Raw genomic sequence first — 18,686 nt, forward strand, 5'->3', positions numbered from 1 at the left:
ATAAACAAAAATTACAAAATATAAACAGGGTGTTTTATGTCTAATTTCAAACTAACCACAGTAGCAACAATTGTTGCAGCTACTTTATACGCAGGACAACTAACCGCAGCTGAATCAGCGCAATACTTTGATGTAACTGCAAACTCTCAAACTCAAGCAATAGCACCAGCGGCAATGCAGCAACGCGCACTAGCTGAGCGAACGACAGTATCTGGTCATCGTTCTATTTATGACAAACAATTGGGTAAAGCCACATTTTTATGGCAAGCGGTGGGGCAAAAGGCGCCAAATATGTCGCTTATTGAGCCTGCAAAACGAAACCAATATGCAGCGGATCTTTATTTAGAATCTCTAACTGGTATTAGCAGTCAGAAAAGCACAATATCATCAGCAGTAATGACTGATTTGCATGAGCAAAAGCGAGGCTCAATAGTCGCAAAGTATAAACAGCAGGTTCATGGTATTGATGTTTTTAATCGTGAATTCAACTTAATAATGGATAAAGAGTTTAACCTTGTGGCTGGCTCTGGTTATTTTGCGGATACGTCGTCAGCTGAAAAATCATTTGCGGCTTTGAGTGGCTTTGTAAATGCTGAGCAAAGCATTAAATCTGCACTTATGGAATTGGCTGGTATTAATGCATCGCTTCGTAAGATTGGCGAAGAAGGTGGATATGCTAAATATCAGGCCACCTCAGGTGATGATTCTAAAATTATATTAGGTGAACCCCGCGCGAAGAAAGTATTTTTTGAAGTCGCAGGACAATTAGAGTCAGCATATTATGTTGAAGTCGAAGTTGCGGATAAAAATGCGCTTGAAAGCGACTATTATAGCTATGTAATTGGCACTCAAAATAACAAAGTTTATTTTAAGAAAGACTTGAAATCACATGCAGCCGACTTTAATTATCGCGTGTATGCCAATCAAGATGGCTACCCAATGGAAAGCCCTCATGGTGATGTAATTCCAGCTGATGGGCCTAATCAAGTTGATGAAACTGAAATTTTAGACGCGCCAATGGTTGCGTTATCTTATTACAGTAAATTAAGCACAATGGATCCATGGTTAGCTGATGATGCTACAACTACATCGGGCAACAATGTATTTGCTTATGCTGATGTTGTTGCGCCACAAGATTTTAGTGAAGGCGACTTTACAGCTGATACCACAGCCGATCTGACATTTGATTATCCGTACCAAGTAGATCAAGTTGCCAATAGTTTCGCTAATCGAAAAGCCGCAATTGTTAATTTATTTTATATGAATAACTTTTTACATGATTTTTTCTACGATCACGGCTTTGATGAAACATCAAATGTTGCGCAGCTATCTAATTTTGAACGTGGAGGCATAGAAGGCGATCCAATTGAAGCACAAGCGCAGGATAATTCAGGACGTAACAATGCTAATATGTCGACACCTGCAGATGGTGCAAGCCCTCGTATGCAAATGTATTTATACAATAGTAAAGATGCACAAGTCGGTGTTGATTTTGGTATTACAGTTACTTCGCATGCGACTTTAGGTTTATTAGATTCAACACAAGAGTCAGGCTTTGGTCAATATCAATTTAGTGATATTAAAGGGGATGTTGTTCGCTTAGACGATGGTAATACAGCCGATTCAACAAGTATTAATGATGGGTGTGAGCCCGCTATAAATGCCGCAGATCTTGCAGGTAAAATAGCGTTAGTCGATCGCGGCTCATGTTCTTTCACAATTAAAGTAAAAAATGCACAAAATGCGGGCGCAATAGCAGCAATTGTTGTAAATAATGACCCAGACACAGATGAGCCAGCGCCAATGGGCGGTGAAGATGATGCAGTTACTATTCCAAATATGGGATTAAATTACGCTGATGGTCATGCTATGTATGACTTAATGGCTGCGGGCGATACTGTTTCTGTAGATATGTTTACTAAAGCAACATTAAAAGATGGTACGTTTGATAATGGTATTATTGCTCATGAATGGGGACACTATATCAGTAACCGTTTAGTGGGTAACTCATCTGGTTTAATTAACTTCCAAGGTCGCGCAATGGGCGAGGGTTGGGGGGACTTCCATTCACTAATGTTTATTGCTAAAGCTGATGATATTAACATTACAGGCAATGATAAATTCCAAAAGGCATATGGTAGCGGTACATTTGTAGAGGACTTTTATTACGGTATTCGTCGCGTACCTTACTCAACTGATATCGAGGTAAATGCATTATCATTCCGCCATATTACAGAAAATGCAGGCGCTGATATTGGTATTACACCAACAAGTGTAGCTTCTCCACATGCCGCAGGCGAAATATGGGCAACGATGTTATGGGAAAGTTATGTAGCATTAATTAACGAACATGGTTTTGATGAAGCTCAAAACCGCATGGCTGACTACCTTGTTGCTGGTTATAAATTAACGCCAGTAGCTCCGCTTTACACTGAAGCGCGTGATGCCATTTTAGCCGCTGCTTATGCTGTTGAACCTGCTGATTATAAATTAATTTTAGGAGCATTTGCTAAGCGTGGCATGGGATTAGGAGCTGAAGCGCCAGAGCGTTTCAGTAATGATTTAACGGGGGTTGTTGAATCTGATAAATCTGAGCTTGCTACATTCGCGTTAAGCGACGTGATCGTTAATAACGCATATAACGGTGCTGAGCTTGGTTATTGTACTAACGATAATATTCTAGATAAAGGTGAAACAGGCTCTATTAGTGTAAGCATTGTTAACCGTGGTAGTGAAACCTTAACTGGGACTAAAGCGCAGTTAACGGTAATCAGCGATCATGATGTAACACTTGAAAATGATGGGTTAGTTACCTTTGCTGAAACAGCACCATTTGCAGTATCAACAAGTGACGCTATCACTATTACTTTAAATGATGCAGGCACCGCTGAAACACTAGAAATAGCAGTAACCTTCCCTGAGCTTGAAACGGATGATGATATTGTTGAAGCACTAGAAGATTCAATTTCATTCACTGTAAATATAGATTTTGAAGATGAAGCACCTGTTAGTGCTACTGTTTCAGATGATATGGAAGTGTCGGCTGCCTCATTATTTGATTTAAACGAAAATGTAATGTTTGGTGGGGATGCTGCTATCGGTACGCAGAGCATGGATAACAGTGGCAATATAACCACTTTTGATGCTGCGGGCTTTGGGTTAGGCGCTCAGGCAATGTTTTTAAATAACAATAGCTTCCAAACTGATGTGGCGGTTGAGTCTAAATCGTTTGAAATAGGTTACTCAGGTGATTTTGTAATATCATTTTGGCACCTTTACCTCATTGAAGAGAATTGGGATGGTGGTGTTGTAGAAATTAGTGTTAATGATGGCGAGTGGACGGATGTAACGCAAGTGGGTGGGGAATTTAGTGTTGGTTATAACGGCCCACTAATTGAAAATACCTCTCAAGCACTCCAAGAGCGAAATACATTTACAGGACGTAATATTCAAGACGATGGGGCTTTTGGCAACTACGAAACAATTAATTTTGGCAATGCTTTAAATGGTAACCAAGCTAAAATTCGTTTCCGTATTTCATCTGATTCGGCTGTTGCTGATTTTGGTTGGTGGATTGATAATCTAACAATGTCTAACGTGTTATCGCCTGTATTCTCTAAAGTAGTCGCAGGAGACGCTGTAACATCATGTGATAACGCGATGCCATTGCTACTTGTTGAGAGTGATTCAGCAGAAATAACTGAGTCTGGCACTGGCACTATTACAGCGACTGCCACAGATAGAAATGGTGATGCATTAACTTATGCTTGGACGCAAGTTAGTGGCACAGCGGCAACACTGTCGGGTATAGATACAGCAATATTGACTTTCACACCTGGCTCTATAAATGCAGATGAAGAACTTGTATTTGAGGTTGCGGTAAGTGATGGGACGACAACTGTAGCTCAGCAAAGTACAGTAATGGTAAAAAATGAAGCCGTTCCTGTAGTACCAGTAACCGAGAAGAAATCTAGCGGTGGTAGTGTTGGCTTTATTGCTTTATTACTTACCCCATTAGTGTGGTTTAACAGACGTCGTAAAAACGTTAGTAAATAAGTTTAAATAAACGTTATTTAAAAGCCCCTGAATTTATTCAGGGGCTTTTTTATTTGATTAATACCAATCTGCTTATATATGGGGTCTATTTAACGTTAAGAAAATTACGCTAGAACTAGGCAAAAGTTTTTGTATCTAGTTGTTCTAAATAAAAATTTTTAACGACGTTATAGTGCAATTTAATTCGTTAAATTGATCAAAGATTTATGTAGGTTGATATAATATTTATTTTCTTAAGTTTTCTTTAAGTTTCGCTCGCTAAGTTACAAACATACACTTTATATGAGCGATGTTTATGCAATTAGCACACCTACCTTCATCACCCGTTTATATTCAAAATAACTCACGCTTTGTTAGTGCTCGCGTTAATGATGAGCATAGAAGTGCGTTAGAAAACACAGTTAAAGAAGGGTTTTTAGTCGCTTATAACGCCACGCTTACCTCTTTTATGCCATTACTTTGCCAATACACGACAAACGAAGGGCAATGCACATTGGGTTTAAGGCAAGCAACATCTCATCTATTTATAGAGCAATACTTAGCACAGCCCATTGAGCATTTTTTACCTGAGAACACACAGCGTAATAAAGTATTTGAGCTTGGCAATCTATGCTCTACACATCGCAAAGCAACGCTTGGGCATTTTATTGTTGTTAATGAAGCCCTGCAAAGTGTAGGAGCAAAACATTTAGTATTTTGCGCCACTAAAAAAGTACGTGCACTGCTGCGCTTACTAGGCGTTAACTGCACTGAAATTGCTGTGGCAAACAGTTTTGTTGTTGAGCATCCGCTAAGTTGGGGAAGTTACTACGCTAATCAGCCTACCGTATGCGTTGTGAGTTTAGAGCAAGCTCACCAACAAGTATTAAATACCCCAATGCTTTATAGTTTGATGCAGCAAAACCACTCAAGTATCAATTCTTTGGTAAATGCGTTGGTAAATGCGTTGGTGAATGTATGAATTACTATAATACCCATGCAATATCGCCATTAATTATTGCCCATAATAAAGAGCAAACACTTGAAATTAACGGTGGTGAGTTTAACCAGCAAATACAAAAAGTAGTAAAAATACTACATAGCTTTAACGGCAAATGTATCGCTTATAAGCTCGATAATACGCCAGCTTGGCTTGTTATTGATGCCGCTACTGCGGTTTCTAATAAAGTGGCTGTGCCAATTGCTCACTTTTTTAGTGAACAACAAACTCAATATGTACTAGCTCAATGTGGCGCTAATATATTTATGAGCGACACACTAAACCCTTTATTTGGGGAGCCGGCTGCATCAATTACTTTATTTGAGTGTTACACATTATATATTTACGAAATCGTTGCAGCTAAACCCGTCAGTTATTTTCCAGAAACTCAAAAAGTAACATTTACGTCAGGATCGACTGGGCAACCAAAGGGCGTGTGTTTATCTGCAAAGAGCCAAATGCAGGTAGCTCAATCTCTGTGCTTTTTAATTAATATTAAAAAGCCTGTGCATTTATGTTTATTGCCGCTTGCTGTATTGCTTGAAAATATAGCCGGTGTGTATGCCCCTTTAAAAAGTGGCGGTACAGTGCATTTAATGCCGTTAAATGAATTAGGATTTGTTGGTACTGCATTAAAACAGCCCGCACAGCTTATAGCTGCGATTGATAAAGTTAAGCCAAATACGCTGATCTTAGTGCCTGAGCTATTAACATGTTTGGTTGCTTTTGCTGAGCAAGGTTGGCAGCCACCAAGTTCATTACAATTTATAGCCGTTGGTGGTGCGCTTGTTAGTGAAATGCTAATCGCAAAAGCGCGTCGTTTAAATTTACCGGTATACCAAGGGTATGGTCTATCTGAAGCCGCATCGGTTGTCAGCTTAAACACGCCAACAAACGATAATCTTCACAGTGCAGGAACAGTGCTTCCACACCTTCAAACCAAAATTGAAGACGGCCAGCTGTTCATAAAAGGTGAGATATTTTTAGGTTATTTGAATCACCCACCGCATGATAAAAACCACTGGTATGCCACCGGTGATCTAGTCGAACAACGTGACAATACTTTATTTATTAAGGGCCGCCTAAAAAACCTAATTATTACCAGCATGGGGCGCAACATCAGTGCCGAATGGCCTGAGTCACTATTACTAAGCCAAAGTGGCATATTACAAGCCGTTATATTTGGGGAAGGGAGGCCTTTTTTAACAGCCATTATTTACGCCGATATAAAGCTAAGTAACCCAGTGTTAGCGCAATATATTAACGCAATTAATAAACAACTACCCGATTATGCACGCATTCAAAAATGGCATCGTTTAGCGGCTCCGTTGAGTGTGCAACAAGGGTTGTTAACTACAAATAATCGCCCAAAACGAATGGCAATTAGCCAACAGTATCATGACGTTTTTGAGCAATTTTATCAATTTGGAGAAGTAATTAATGAGTGATTTTTTTAACATCCTTAAAGAGCAAACGACGCAAGAGCAAGATTACTTACTTGCAGCGCCGATTATACAGCGTGTTTTTAAAGGCGAAGCATCACTTGAGGAATACGCCTCGTTTTTAGCGCAAGCGTATCACCATGTTAAGCACACTGTGCCATTAATGATGTCGCTTGGTGCACGATTAACCGACGATCAAGAATGGCTGCGCGAAGCGGTCGCAGAATACATTGAAGAAGAGATAGGTCATCAAGAGTGGGTACTTAATGATATTGCAGCCTGTGGTTTTGACAAAGAAACAGTACGGTGCAGTCAGCCGCAATTTGCTACCGAAATGATGGTGTCGTATGCGTACGACTCCATTGCACGTAAAAACCCGTTGAGCTTTTTTGGCATGGTGCATGTGCTTGAAGGCACTTCTATAGCGCTTGCTGATGGCGCGGCTTCAAACATTGCGAATGCTGTGGGCTTACCTAAAAAAGCATTTAGTTATTTAACCTCTCACGGCGCACTTGATATAGAGCATGTAAAGTTTTTTGAAAACCTTATGAACCAAATAACAGACGAGGCGGATCAACAAGCCATACTTCATGGTGCAAAGCGCTTTTATCGTTTATACGGCGATATATTTCGTGGACTCGATGACGAACCGTTTTTTAAAGCAAGTGCACAAGGCAAATTGGCATGAGTAGCTCTTTATGTGTGCTAACTGGCGCAACAGGCGGAATAGGGCAAGCGATTGCTAAAGCCCTATATGCAAAAGGGTGGAAGTTACTGCTTGTAGGGCGAAATCCCCAAGCCCTTGAAAAACTGAGCCGTGCATGCCCAGACAGTGAAATATTTACGGGCGATTTAACCGACGATACAGCACGTATTAACCTAGCAATAAAAGCCAAGCAACTCGGCGGCGTTAAATTACTTATTAATAACGCAGGTATAAATACGATGCAAAGCCTTGAGCACACAAGTAATGAGCAAATAGATAATATGCTCATTACCAATCTGTCGGTGCCTATTAAATTATGCCAACTATTTTTAGGACAGTTAGCGTATACCAAAGGCACCATTGTTAACGTGGGATCATCGTTTGGCAGTATTGGCTACCCGTTTCAAACGCTTTATTGCGCCAGTAAATTTGGTTTACGTGGCTTTACAGAAGCGTTATCACGTGAGTTGAATAGTTCAGGCGTTAAAGTGACCTATTTAGCACCAAGAGCAACAGATACATCTATTAATAGCAGTAAAGCGCGGGCAATGAATAAAGAGCTCGGCAATAAAATGGACTCGCCAGAATTAGTTGCTCAAGAGTTATTAGCACTTATAAGTTCAAACCAAACAAGGCGCTTTATTGGTTTTCCTGAAAAATTATTTGCACGCATAAATGGCGTATTTCCAAGCGTTGTTGATAACGCTATTGCAAAGCAACTTCCTAAAATTAAACGTTTTTTAAGTTAACAAACACACAAGGGCAAAATTATGTATAAATTTACACTCGCATTTTATTTAATACTAACTTCTGTATTTGCAACTGCAGTACACGCAGATGAAACACAAGACTTAACCGATATTCAACAAAAGTGGGCAATTGCTAATTACGAACTTGAAGACGATGCGCAAATAGACGCGTTTACACAACTAAGTGAGCAAAGCGCATTATTTGTTAAAAACTACCCGAGCTCGGCGCAAACACATATTTGGAATGGCATTGTGTTAGCCAGCTTTGCTGGCGCAAAAGGGGGCTTGGGCGCACTTGGTTTAGCAAAAGAAGCAAAAGCGTCACTCGAAAATGCACTCTCGATTGATGGCACTGCATTAAATGGCTCCGCTTACGCAAGCCTTGCAACGCTTTATAGCAAAGTACCTGGCTGGCCAATTGGTTTTGGTGATGACGACAAAGCTGAAAAATTATTTAAACAAGCGCTCGCTTTTAATCTCGAAGGCATTGATACTAATTACTTATACGGTGAATACTTGTATGACGAAGGCGATTATAAACAAGCTAAAGCGCGACTACTTGTAGCACAAGCTGCTGGGATTCGTGATACTCGTGCAAAAGCAGATAAATATCGTCAACAAGCAATAAGTCAGTTATTGGCAAAAGTAGATAAAAAATTAAAAAGATAAACACATAATGCATTTATTACTCGTTGAGGACGATCATTTAGTGGCGCAAGGGCTTATTCGCTCTTTGCGCCAAGAGGGCTACAGCGTAGAGCACAGTGGCACAGTAAAACACGCCCTAGAGTGCCTTTCTAGTGGTGAGATTGAGCTTGTTATTCTCGATTTAGGATTGCCTGATGGCGATGGCTCGCAAGTTTTAAAGCATATTAAAGCGCAAAAAAAAGTAATTCCGGTGGTTATTTTAACTGCTCGCGGCAGTATTGATGACAAAGTCCAGGGGCTAGATATGGGAGCAGATGATTACCTTGCAAAGCCGTTTGACCCCGCTGAGCTATTTGCCCGTTTACGTGTAGCAAGTCGGCGTATTAATCAAACACAATCAAGCTTATTACGCTGTGGTGATGTAGTAATGGATACTTCTGCTCATACAGTTAAACTAAGTGGGCAGTCACTTACACTGCCGCGAAAAGAATACATGCTTTTAAAAGCGCTGATGGAAAATCAGGGAAGGGTACAATCAAAACAACAACTCGAAAACAAACTTTACCAATGGGGTGAAGAAGTTGGCTCTAATGCTATAGAGGTGCATATTCATCATCTTCGTAAAAAATTCCCTAGTGATTTTATTAAAACCTTACGTGGCATTGGCTACGTGGTTGGCAAGCGCTAGAGCGTGTTTATCTTTCGAGGTTGAAAATGTCAATTCGTAAACGTCTGACCTTAATTTTACTTTCAATGATGGTGCTAACTTGCTTTTTAGCATTAGTAAAAGGCTATCAAAAAAGTATGCACCACGGTGAAAGTTTGCTTGATGATGAACTTAAAATAGTGGCTGGCGTTTTAATTGAGCAACCATTGGTACTAAGCACAGATGCAGTACAAGTAAGTAATAATAGCGCTCAGTTGTTGTATCAAATTTGGCAAAATAGTAATTTACTTAGTGGCTCATCGAGTTTATCAAATAACCAAATTAGTTTTAGCGAGGGCTTTCAAACGGCCAATGTAGCAGGGCAGCGTATGCGGGTATTTGTGATGAGTAAAAACACCCGTAAAGTCATCGTTGCTGAACCTATGGCAAAGCGTTTTGAATTAGCTGAAGCCGTTATTTTATCTGCAATGTTACCTATGCTTTGGGCAGTCCCTCTGCTTGCTATTTTTATTAGCTTTTTTGTTAAATACGCATTAGCCCCTCTTACCCGATTATCTAAGCAGTTAGCGTCTCGCCAAGCTAACGATTTTACGCCAATTAACTGGCAAGTAACCGACGAGGAAATTAAACCGGTTATTAATCGTTTAAACGACTTATTTAAACGCGTAGAAACGGCCTACTTACGGGAGCGCTTTTTTGCCTCAGATGCAGCTCACGAATTACGTACTCCACTTAGTAGTTTAAAAATTAATGTACATAATTTGGCTAATAAACAAAGTAATCTGCAAGACCATCAAGAATTACAAGCTATGTCGCAGGGCATTAATCGCTTAAGTAATATTGTTGAACAAATGCTAATTTTAGGGCGCACTCAGCCTGAGCAATGGCAGAGGCAGTTTAGCGACCAATCATTGCTAGCGATTACTCAGCAAGCCGTATCGGAGCAATACGACAAGATAGACGAAAAAAACCAAACCATTAGTCTTGAAGGTGATGATTTTGTTATTAATGGTGATGAGTTTACACTAACCACACTCATCGCTAATTTACTTAGCAATGCCATAAAGTACACACCTAATAATGGTCAAATTATAATTAAATTAGCATCAAGTAATAGCGGCTATAGTTGGCAAATTGATGATTCTGGTGCGGGCATGACTGAAGAGCAAAAAGAGCGAATATTCAATCGTTTTTATCGAGTAGGTGGCGATCAGCATCCATCAGGCGAGCAAGGTGCCGGTTTAGGTATGGCGATTGTTCAACATATAATTGCAATTTATGGCGCAAGTATTCATTTAGCGAATAGTCATTTAGGTGGACTAACTGTTAAGGTTACTTTTACAGGAGTAAAAAGTGACTAAACGTTTATTTAATCAGTGCCTTTGTTGTTTGTTATTTTTGTCGCTTAACGCGGCGAGTAAAGAGTACCTTATTGTTTTGAAAGATCACTTGTTCTATCCCTCACAAATTACCATTCCCGCGAATAAAAAAGTAAAACTATTGATAGAAAACCAAGATAGCACACCAGAAGAGTTTGATAGCTTTGATCTAAACAGAGAAAAAGTACTCTACCCAAACCGTAAAAGCATTATTTATATAGGGCCGCTTAGTAAAGGGTATTACGAATTTTTTGGTGAGTTTTCGCCCAATACAGCAAGGGGCGTTGTAATAGTTGGTGATGAGGAGGCGCAGCATGCTAATAACTAGTTTAGTCATGAGTCTTAATCAATTGCTACCTGTGGCTATTTTATTAGTGCTACTACAAGTAGTTAAAAAACAAAGCGCTTTAAAAATAGGATCTGCTTTAGTAATAGGCGCGCTTATGTCGTTTTTGTACATGCAAAGTGCGTCGTGGGTGAGTCAGTGGTTTGAACACCAAGGGTTAGAGTACTCACAAATAGGGCTCTGTATTACTATATTTATTGCTGTGTTGGTATTTGCACTAAAGCAAAAGTCAGCGGCATTTTATATCGCAGTTATCAGTACAGTAACATTGTATTTAAGCCATTATATTATTTACCTCACCAGTTTTTGGCAAAATAGTGATGCAGGGCAAAGCTTATTTATTGGCACTTTATTAGGCAGTGGGATTTGCTTAAGTTTTAGTGTATTGCTGTACTTTTTAATGAATGCAATTAAGTACCGCTTTGGTATGTATCCGCTTTTTACTTTGCTTGCTTTTAACAGCGCGGCTAAGTTATTAGTTGCACTGGATTTGGCAAGTCAAATAGATTTAATTACAAACACCGCCACCGTGTGGGATTTACGTGATTTGTTAAGCGAAAACTCTGAGCTAGGCCGCGTACTGCGTGCTCTGGTTGGTTACGAGGCCACTCCTGATTTAATGAGTGTACTTATATATAGTACAAGCAGCGTATTATTTTTATTACTTTGTTACGTTATTCCAGCTTCAATAACTAAGGAACGTGTATGAAAGCACTCAACCTATATTTAGCGCTTAGCTTTACCGTTTTTTGTTTGTTGGTACTTTCAATCCCAGCAAAGGCCGATGGTATTGTTGTTGATAAGGTATATCACCCCTATGTTTTACCTTTTGAGCGAGAGTTTGAATGGCGGTTGGTGTCGCACCAAACAGATAGTGGCAACATATTAGCGCAGCGTTTGGGTGGTGGCGGTGCTATTAACGATACAATGGCACTAGAAGGTTACATAGTTGGTGAGCGAGATGACAACGGCGACTTTGGTTTAGAAGCTTATGAGCTTGAGTTACGCTGGCAATTGATTGAGCAAGGTAAATTATGGGCCGATTGGGGGGCATTATTTGAGTTTGAAAAAAAACATAATGAAGACGTATATGAAGCAACTACGGGTTTTGTGATCGAAAAAGAGTTTGGCAAAACAAGCTTAACTATGAATGCCTTTTTAGTATACGAGTGGGGGCAAGACATTAAAAATGAATGGGAAAGTGAGTTTAGAGCACAATATCGCTATCGATATCGCTCTGCTTTTCAGCCTTCTCTTGAAGTTTACGTAGGTGAAGACTTTGTGGGTATAGGGCCAGGTTTTATAGGTTTACAGCGTTTTGATGGACAAAAACAGTTAAAATGGGAAGCGGGTTTTATCACTGAGATAAGCCAATCAAAAAAAAATCATAGCTTTAGGCTCGCATTAGAGTTTGAATTTTAATAACGAATAAAAGCGACTTTGGTTGTTTATTACTCTGATTATAGATAGGTACTTGACATGTTTTAAAAAATCTATATAGTGGGCTGCAGCTAGAAAGAAAGCATGTAAGCTATAAATCTCCATTTCGATGTTGTATAAGTAATACTTGTAGTACCGTCCTGAAGTTTTTAAAGTACCATCTCATTTTTTGCTACACCCGCTCTTATGAGCATATTTTTTATTTTATATCAGGATATTACAATGTCTAACATCGTATCAGGTACAGTTAAGTGGTTCAACGAGTCTAAAGGTTTTGGTTTCATCGAGCAAGAAAATGGCCCAGACGTTTTCGCACATTTCTCAGCAATCAAAAGCGAAGGTTTCAAAACTTTAGCTGAAGGCCAACGTGTAGAGTTTACTCTTTCACAAGGTCAAAAAGGTCCACAAGCTGATAACATCACAGCTGTATAATTTTACTTTTTAAGTAAAATGAAAAAAAGCGCTTAAGGCGCTTTTTTTGTGTCTAAATTTTGATGAAAGTTACCTGCGTTTATTAGATTAGATCAACTCCACTTATTTACTCACTATACCAACCTGTATAAATCTTTGAGCAATTTAACGAATTAAACTGCATTATAACGTCGTTAAATTTTTATTTAGAGCAACTAGATACAAAAATTTTTGCCTAGTTCTAGCGTAATTTTCTTAACGTTAAATAGATCCCATATAGAAATTAATTACCCTGAATTCCATAAGGTAACGCACTTGTTTTTTCCATTTCAGTGAACGCCTTCTGAAGTGCATTAACAACATTAACGTCTGTTTTTTTATTCGCTGCTAAGTAAGCACCTACAGTGAGTTCGTTTATTCTATATACAAACTTTAAATGGTTGGGTTCAAGTTTTAAATAATCACTTAGCTGTTGCATATAAAGTGGATCGTCTACAACTAAGTCTACTTTTTTAGCGAGCAATAAATCATATGACTTTTGAATGTCGCTAGTGAATACTGCTTCAAAACCTAGTTTTAAAAGAGTCTGTGTAGAGAAGTCATTGCGTTGCATCGCTATTTTGTAGTTTTTAGCTTGCTCGGTACCTTCAATAACTATATCAGTACGCTCTGAAAGAGCTATAAACCCCAAATCAAATCGTCCCACTTGTGCAATCCAATAAAATTGTTCTTCTCGCTCTGGTGTTCTTGCTAGGCTGTAAATAAAAACGTTGCTTTGCTCGGTTGCTAACTTATAAGCACGCGCCCACGGATACATTTGTATATTAGGTGTTAGCTTAGCCTCTGCAAATATATCTCGAATTAATTGAGTGCCTTCTCCTGTTACTTCACCATCAACCAATACCTGATTCGGTGGTGCTAATTCTGTAACAACAAGCAGTGTTTCTGTTGCTTGAATATGCACAGAGTAAATAAAAAAAAGAAAATAAATAATATATTTCACAATAGCGAATCGTCATTCAGTTAAATATAGTGATATAAGTGTGGCTTAAAATATTGAAAATACAAAAAATTAATCATAAAAATTAGTGACTAAGATATTGGTTTATTTAAATTTGAGTGTAAATATAAATTGCGTGCTGAGTTATGTTTCCACGTTGTAGCAATCAGCCTAGGAGGCTGTGTAACGACGTTCTAAAATGATTTAACCCGCATGATTTTTATGCCAATTGAACTTGGTATGAAGTATTAAGGGATTGATAACTTGAAATATAAAGTACTAAAACGATAAAAGGGCCTTGCGGCCCTTGGTGAAGTATCGTTCAAGTTAGATAGTACTTTAACCCCTTAAAGCAGCTATCTTCTTGTTTTGCAACACCGGTTTCATCTCAATAAGTTTCTAAGCTAGCGAGAGGAAAAACCCAGCAATTGCTGCGCTCATTAGGTTAGCCATAGATCCTGCTAACACTGCTCTGAGCCCTAAGCGCGCGATATCCTTTCGCCGACTAGGCGCCATACCGCCTAATCCACCTAGTAAAATGGCTATCGATGATAAGTTAGCAAACCCACATAAAGCAAAAGTAACAATTGCTTGTGTGTGCGCGCTTAACGTATCGCGATAATTTATAAAGTCTAAGTAAGCAACAAACTCGTTCACTACTATCTTTTGACCAATAAAGCTGCCGGCTATAATTGCTTCATCCCATGGCACACCTAGTAACCATGCAACAGGAGCAAATACATAACCTAATATTTCTTGAAGCGTTAATGTTGGGTAATCAAACCACCCGCCAATACCGCCTAATAAACCGTTTAACAGTGCAATTAGCGCTACAAAAGCAAGTAACATTGCACCTACATTAAGTGCTAAATGCATGCCGTTTGCCGCACCTGATGCAGCTGCATCAATTACATTTACTGGCTTATCTTCATCATCTAAATCTAAATCAGCTAAGTTATCTTTAGGCGTTTCAGTTTCTGGCACAATCATCTTGGCCATTAAAAAACCACCTGGAGCTGCCATAAAGCTCGCTGCTATTAAATACTTAAGCTCAATACCAATAATAACGTAACCGGCCATTACAGAGCCTGCTACCGTGGCTAAGCCACCTACCATAACTGCAAATAATTCCGATTTAGTCATCGTTGCAATAAACGGTTTAACAATAAGAGGGGCTTCAGTTTGGCCAACAAAAATATTCGCCGTTGCTGAAAGTGATTCAGTACGTGAGGTTTTCAATAATTTTTGTAAACCACCGCCTAATATCTTAATAATCCAATCCATAATGCCAAGGTGATATAGCACAGCAACTAATGCTGAGAAAAACACGATAACGGGCAAAACTTGAATTGCAAAAATAAAACCTAATGTATCTTGTGAGGCAAGTGGACCAAATAAAAATCCAATACCATCATTCGCATAACCAATTACCGATGAAACGGCCGCTGACATGCTCGTTAATACATTTTTTCCTGCTTCAAAAAACAGAACAAAACCGCCAATAACAATTTGCATCGCAAATGCTATGCCAACGGTTCTTAAATTAATTGCCTTGCGATTAGTTGACGCAGCAAAGGCAATGCTTAGCAGCACGCACATGCCAACTAAGCTCATAAATGTTGTCATACAAATGTTTCCCGTTGTTATTCTTGTAGTAAATATTTTATCTTACTTTTAATTATATCAATCGCAACACGGTTCATACCGCCTCGAGTCACAACTAAATCGGCGTTATGTTTCGAAGGCTCAATAAATTGATAAAACATCGGTCTAACAGTTGCTTGATATTGCTCAACAACAGATTGTAAAGTTCTGCCTCGTTGTTCCATATCACGCTGCATACGGCGCATTAAGCAAATATCTAAAGGTGTATCTATAAACACCTTAATATCAAATTCTTTATTAAGCGCTTTGTCACTCAATAATAAAATACCTTCAACAATGAGTGTTTTTGCAGCAGGCACTCGGCGAGTTTTTTCGCTGCGTGTATGCTGTGCATAGTCATAGGTTGGTACTTCAACTGAGTTACCACAACGAAGTTGCGTTAAATGCTCAAGCATCAACGCATGTTCAAATGCATCAGGATGGTCGTAATTCGTTTGCGTACGATGAGCCATCGGCAAATGCGACTGATCCTTGTAATAAGCATCTTCTTCAATAATGGCGATAGCGCCTGGTTCAAGCTCGTTAACCAATTCATTGTATATCGTTTGGCTAAAAAGAGATTTGCCCGACGCAGACGCGCCTGCAATAGCTATAATAGTAGTTCGTGTCACTAAAGTTCTCACCCACACAGAAGGATATATTGTTGGTAGATCACAATAGCAAAAAAGACACGATTAATCTCTTTTGCTTCGCTCAAGAATGCAAATTTATAATGTTTAGGTTTTATGAAACAGGACTTTTGTCCTGTACGGAAAATTCAAAGAGCGGATAAAGTAACCACCTAGAAACAAAGTGAGGTCAAAATGGCAAAAGCAATTATCTTAATGGCAGATAGCCTAGGAATCGGTGCAGCACCAGATGCAGATAAATTTGGTGATCTTGGCGCTAACACATTTGCTCACTTACTAAAAGCATATTATGACGAAACTGGCAGTGCACTGTCGCTTCCTAATTTATCTAAATTAGGATTAATAGACGCATGTGAAGCTGCAGGTGGAGAAACCTGTTTAATATCTGATCGCCAAACACCACAAGGTGCATGGGGTTACGCTAAAGAACTTTCTAGCGGAAAAGATACACCATCAGGTCATTGGGAAATGGCAGGCGTACCTGTGTTGTTTGATTGGGGATATTTTCCAAAAACACAGCCGAGTTTTCCACAAGAGTTTATTGACGAGTTTATAGCTCGCACAGGTATTCCTGGTATTTTAGGCAACTGCCATGCATCGGGAACGACCATTTTAGAACAGCTAGGTGAAGAACACGTAAAAACAGGTAAACCAATCTGTTACACCTCAGCTGATAGCGTGTTTCAAATAGCCGCGCATGAAAAATCATTCGGCCTAGAGAAGCTTTATCAAGTTTGCGAAATCGCACGGGCGCTACTTGATGAAATGAATATAGGACGAGTGATTGCGCGGCCATTTTTGGGTTCAAATAGCCAAGACTTTGCTCGAACGGGTAATCGTCGTGACTACTCAGTACTTCCGCCAGCACCCACATTGCTAGACGTATTAGCAAAAGACGGCGGCGAAGTAATTAGTATTGGTAAAATTTCAGATATTTACGCGCATCAGGGCATAACCCAAAAGCATAAAGCACCTGGGCTTATGAACTTGCTAGAAAAAACCAGCGAAGTAATGAAAAGCGCGCCAGATCGCAGCTTAATTTTTACTAACCTAGTTGATTTTGATGAAAAATTTGGTCATCGCCGTAACCCAGTAGGTTACGCAAAAGCATTAAAAGAGTTTGATGACTATTTACCAACTATACTAAATCAGTTAGACGCAGATGACATATTAATGATCACTGCAGATCACGGTTGTGACCCGACCTTTCCAGGTTCTGAGCATACTCGTGAATACGTACCTGTTATTGCATATAAACCAGGTATGATTAATACACCGTTAGGTGAACGCAACAGTTTTGCAGATATAGGCCAAACCCTAGCACAGTGGTTTAGTTTACCTGCACTTGATTACGGCGACAGCTTTTTAAATGAGCTAACAATGCCAAATAAAAAGGAAAACAATTAATGAGTACTCCGCATATCAGTGCAAACGTTGGTGATTTCGCCGAAACAGTATTAATGCCAGGCGATCCGCTACGTGCGCAATATATTGCTGAAAACTTTTTAGATGATGCAGTACAAGTTACAGGCGTTCGTAACATGTACGGTTTCACTGGTACTTACAAAGGTAAGCCAGTAAGCATCATGGGTTCAGGTATGGGCATTCCATCAATGTCTATTTATGCTCGTGAGCTAATTGTAAGCTTTGGCGTTAAAAATATTATACGTATTGGTACGTGTGGCGGTATTGGCACAGATATCAAAATCCGTGACGTAATTTTTGCACAAGGTGCAAGCACTGATTCTAACGTAAATCGTGCACGTGTACGTGGCTACGATTTTTCTGCAATTGCTAACTTTGATTTACTTTTAAACGGCGTAAACGCTGCAAAAGAGCTAGGAATTGAAGCAAAAGTAGGTAACGTATTTACAACCGACACTTTCTATCAAGCAGACGACTCGTTCTATAAAGATTTAGACAAGTTAGGCATGCTAGCAGTAGATATGGAAACGGCGGGTTTATATGGCGTTGCAGCTGAATACGGCGCAAACGCAATGGCATTATTTACAGTAAGCGACCACGTAATTACTGGTGAAGCAACACCTGCTGATGAGCGTCAAAGCACGTTTAACGAAATGGTTAAAATTGCATTAGAGTCAATAGCTTAAATAATACATAACAGTTCCTTGGTAACGTATTCACTAAGTTTTGGAGACACGCCCAAAGTGAAGTGAGACTAACCTCCAAAGCCGCATCTAATGCGGCTTTTTTTATGCGCGTCTACAAGGTAAATTTGGCTTGGTGCTGTAGACGTAGAGCTTGCTCACGTTAGAAGCGCAGCTTCTATGACTTAATTTACTCAAACTATCACTCTAAAAGCGCTGCTTTTAAACGCCAGCAAGCTGCGCGCTACAAGGTAAACTTGGCTTGTTGTTGTAGACGTAGAGCTTGCTCACGTTAGAAGCGCAGCTTCTCATGACTTAATATACTCAAGCTATCATTCTAAAAGCGTTGCTTTTAAACGCCAGCAAGCTGCGCGTCTACAAGGTAAACTTGGCTTGGTGTGGTAGACGTAGAGCTTGCTCACGTTAGAAGCGCAGCTTCTCATTACTTAATATACTCAAGC

The 18,686-nt window shown here is 39.5% G+C and carries 17 protein-coding genes; 14 read left to right on the forward strand and 3 right to left on the reverse strand.

The window, feature by feature from the left end; genetic code table 11:
• Positions 1-36: 36 nt before the first annotated feature.
• The 12 genes from AOR04_RS17985 (at position 37) to AOR04_RS18040 (ending at position 12,844) form a co-directional block, all read left to right on the forward strand.
• Positions 37-4,056, forward strand: a complete 4,020-nt coding sequence (locus tag AOR04_RS17985; protein ID WP_096794201.1) for a rhombosortase-dependent M36 family metallopeptidase — start codon at positions 37-39, stop codon at positions 4,054-4,056.
• A 295-nt stretch (positions 4,057-4,351) separates the two neighbouring features.
• Entirely contained in the window at positions 4,352-5,017 is a 666-nt protein-coding gene (locus tag AOR04_RS17990) for a thermostable hemolysin (RefSeq protein ID WP_096794202.1), read from the forward strand.
• A complete protein-coding gene (locus AOR04_RS17995; protein ID WP_096794203.1) occupies positions 5,014-6,483 on the forward strand; it encodes an AMP-binding protein in 1,470 nt (489 codons plus the stop codon). The genes AOR04_RS17990 and AOR04_RS17995 overlap by 4 nt, the downstream gene beginning before the upstream one ends.
• Positions 6,476-7,165, forward strand: coding sequence for a TenA family transcriptional regulator (locus AOR04_RS18000; RefSeq protein ID WP_096794204.1), 690 nt, complete (start codon positions 6,476-6,478; stop codon positions 7,163-7,165). Before AOR04_RS17995 ends, AOR04_RS18000 begins: the two co-directional genes overlap by 8 nt.
• Positions 7,162-7,932 (forward strand): SDR family oxidoreductase, encoded by a 771-nt coding sequence (locus AOR04_RS18005; protein ID WP_096794205.1) that lies wholly within the window; start codon positions 7,162-7,164, stop codon positions 7,930-7,932. Before AOR04_RS18000 ends, AOR04_RS18005 begins: the two co-directional genes overlap by 4 nt.
• Positions 7,933-7,953: 21 nt before the next feature.
• The gene (locus AOR04_RS18010) at positions 7,954-8,601 is read left to right on the forward strand and encodes a tetratricopeptide repeat protein (protein WP_096794206.1); all 648 of its coding nucleotides are present in this window, start codon (positions 7,954-7,956) and stop codon (positions 8,599-8,601) included.
• Between the two features lie 7 nt (positions 8,602-8,608).
• Complete coding sequence (locus AOR04_RS18015) at positions 8,609-9,268, forward strand: response regulator (protein ID WP_024605199.1); 660 nt, start codon at positions 8,609-8,611, stop codon at positions 9,266-9,268.
• A 26-nt stretch (positions 9,269-9,294) separates the two neighbouring features.
• Positions 9,295-10,608 carry an ATP-binding protein gene (locus tag AOR04_RS18020; RefSeq protein ID WP_096794207.1) on the forward strand — a complete coding sequence of 438 codons (1,314 nt, stop codon included), beginning with the start codon at positions 9,295-9,297 and terminating at the stop codon, positions 10,606-10,608.
• Entirely contained in the window at positions 10,601-10,954 is a 354-nt protein-coding gene (locus tag AOR04_RS18025; protein ID WP_096794208.1) for a cupredoxin domain-containing protein, read from the forward strand. Before AOR04_RS18020 ends, AOR04_RS18025 begins: the two co-directional genes overlap by 8 nt.
• The gene (locus AOR04_RS18030; RefSeq protein ID WP_096794209.1) at positions 10,941-11,681 is read left to right on the forward strand and encodes an iron transporter; all 741 of its coding nucleotides are present in this window, start codon (positions 10,941-10,943) and stop codon (positions 11,679-11,681) included. Before AOR04_RS18025 ends, AOR04_RS18030 begins: the two co-directional genes overlap by 14 nt.
• Positions 11,678-12,394: a hypothetical protein gene (locus AOR04_RS18035; RefSeq protein ID WP_096794210.1), complete on the forward strand. Its 717-nt coding sequence runs from the start codon at positions 11,678-11,680 to the stop codon at positions 12,392-12,394. Before AOR04_RS18030 ends, AOR04_RS18035 begins: the two co-directional genes overlap by 4 nt.
• A 240-nt stretch (positions 12,395-12,634) precedes the next feature.
• Positions 12,635-12,844 (forward strand): cold-shock protein, encoded by a 210-nt coding sequence (locus AOR04_RS18040; RefSeq protein ID WP_002959120.1) that lies wholly within the window; start codon positions 12,635-12,637, stop codon positions 12,842-12,844.
• Positions 12,845-13,106: 262 nt separating this feature from the next.
• On the opposite strand, the gene AOR04_RS18045 is transcribed toward AOR04_RS18040, so the two are convergent.
• From AOR04_RS18045 to udk, 3 genes are all read right to left on the reverse strand, one after another.
• Positions 13,107-13,826 carry a substrate-binding periplasmic protein gene (locus AOR04_RS18045; RefSeq protein WP_232525560.1) on the reverse strand — a complete coding sequence of 240 codons (720 nt, stop codon included), beginning with the start codon at positions 13,824-13,826 and terminating at the stop codon, positions 13,107-13,109.
• A gap of 396 nt (positions 13,827-14,222) precedes the next feature.
• Positions 14,223-15,449: a NupC/NupG family nucleoside CNT transporter gene (locus tag AOR04_RS18050; RefSeq protein ID WP_007376641.1), complete on the reverse strand. Its 1,227-nt coding sequence runs from the start codon at positions 15,447-15,449 to the stop codon at positions 14,223-14,225.
• A gap of 17 nt (positions 15,450-15,466) precedes the next feature.
• On the reverse strand, positions 15,467-16,099 hold the full coding sequence (gene udk / locus AOR04_RS18055) for a uridine kinase (RefSeq protein ID WP_096794211.1): 633 nt from the start codon (positions 16,097-16,099) through the stop codon (positions 15,467-15,469).
• A gap of 192 nt (positions 16,100-16,291) precedes the next feature.
• On the opposite strand from udk, the gene AOR04_RS18060 reads away from it, so the two are divergent.
• A complete protein-coding gene (locus AOR04_RS18060; RefSeq protein WP_033028666.1) occupies positions 16,292-17,524 on the forward strand; it encodes a phosphopentomutase in 1,233 nt (410 codons plus the stop codon).
• A complete protein-coding gene (deoD, locus tag AOR04_RS18065) occupies positions 17,524-18,228 on the forward strand; it encodes a purine-nucleoside phosphorylase (protein ID WP_007376638.1) in 705 nt (234 codons plus the stop codon). Before AOR04_RS18060 ends, deoD begins: the two co-directional genes overlap by 1 nt.
• Positions 18,229-18,686 lie beyond the last annotated feature (458 nt).

Origin of the sequence: Pseudoalteromonas sp. 1_2015MBL_MicDiv (assembly GCF_002407505.1) — a bacterium.
Lineage (GTDB): Bacteria > Pseudomonadota > Gammaproteobacteria > Enterobacterales > Alteromonadaceae > Pseudoalteromonas > Pseudoalteromonas fuliginea.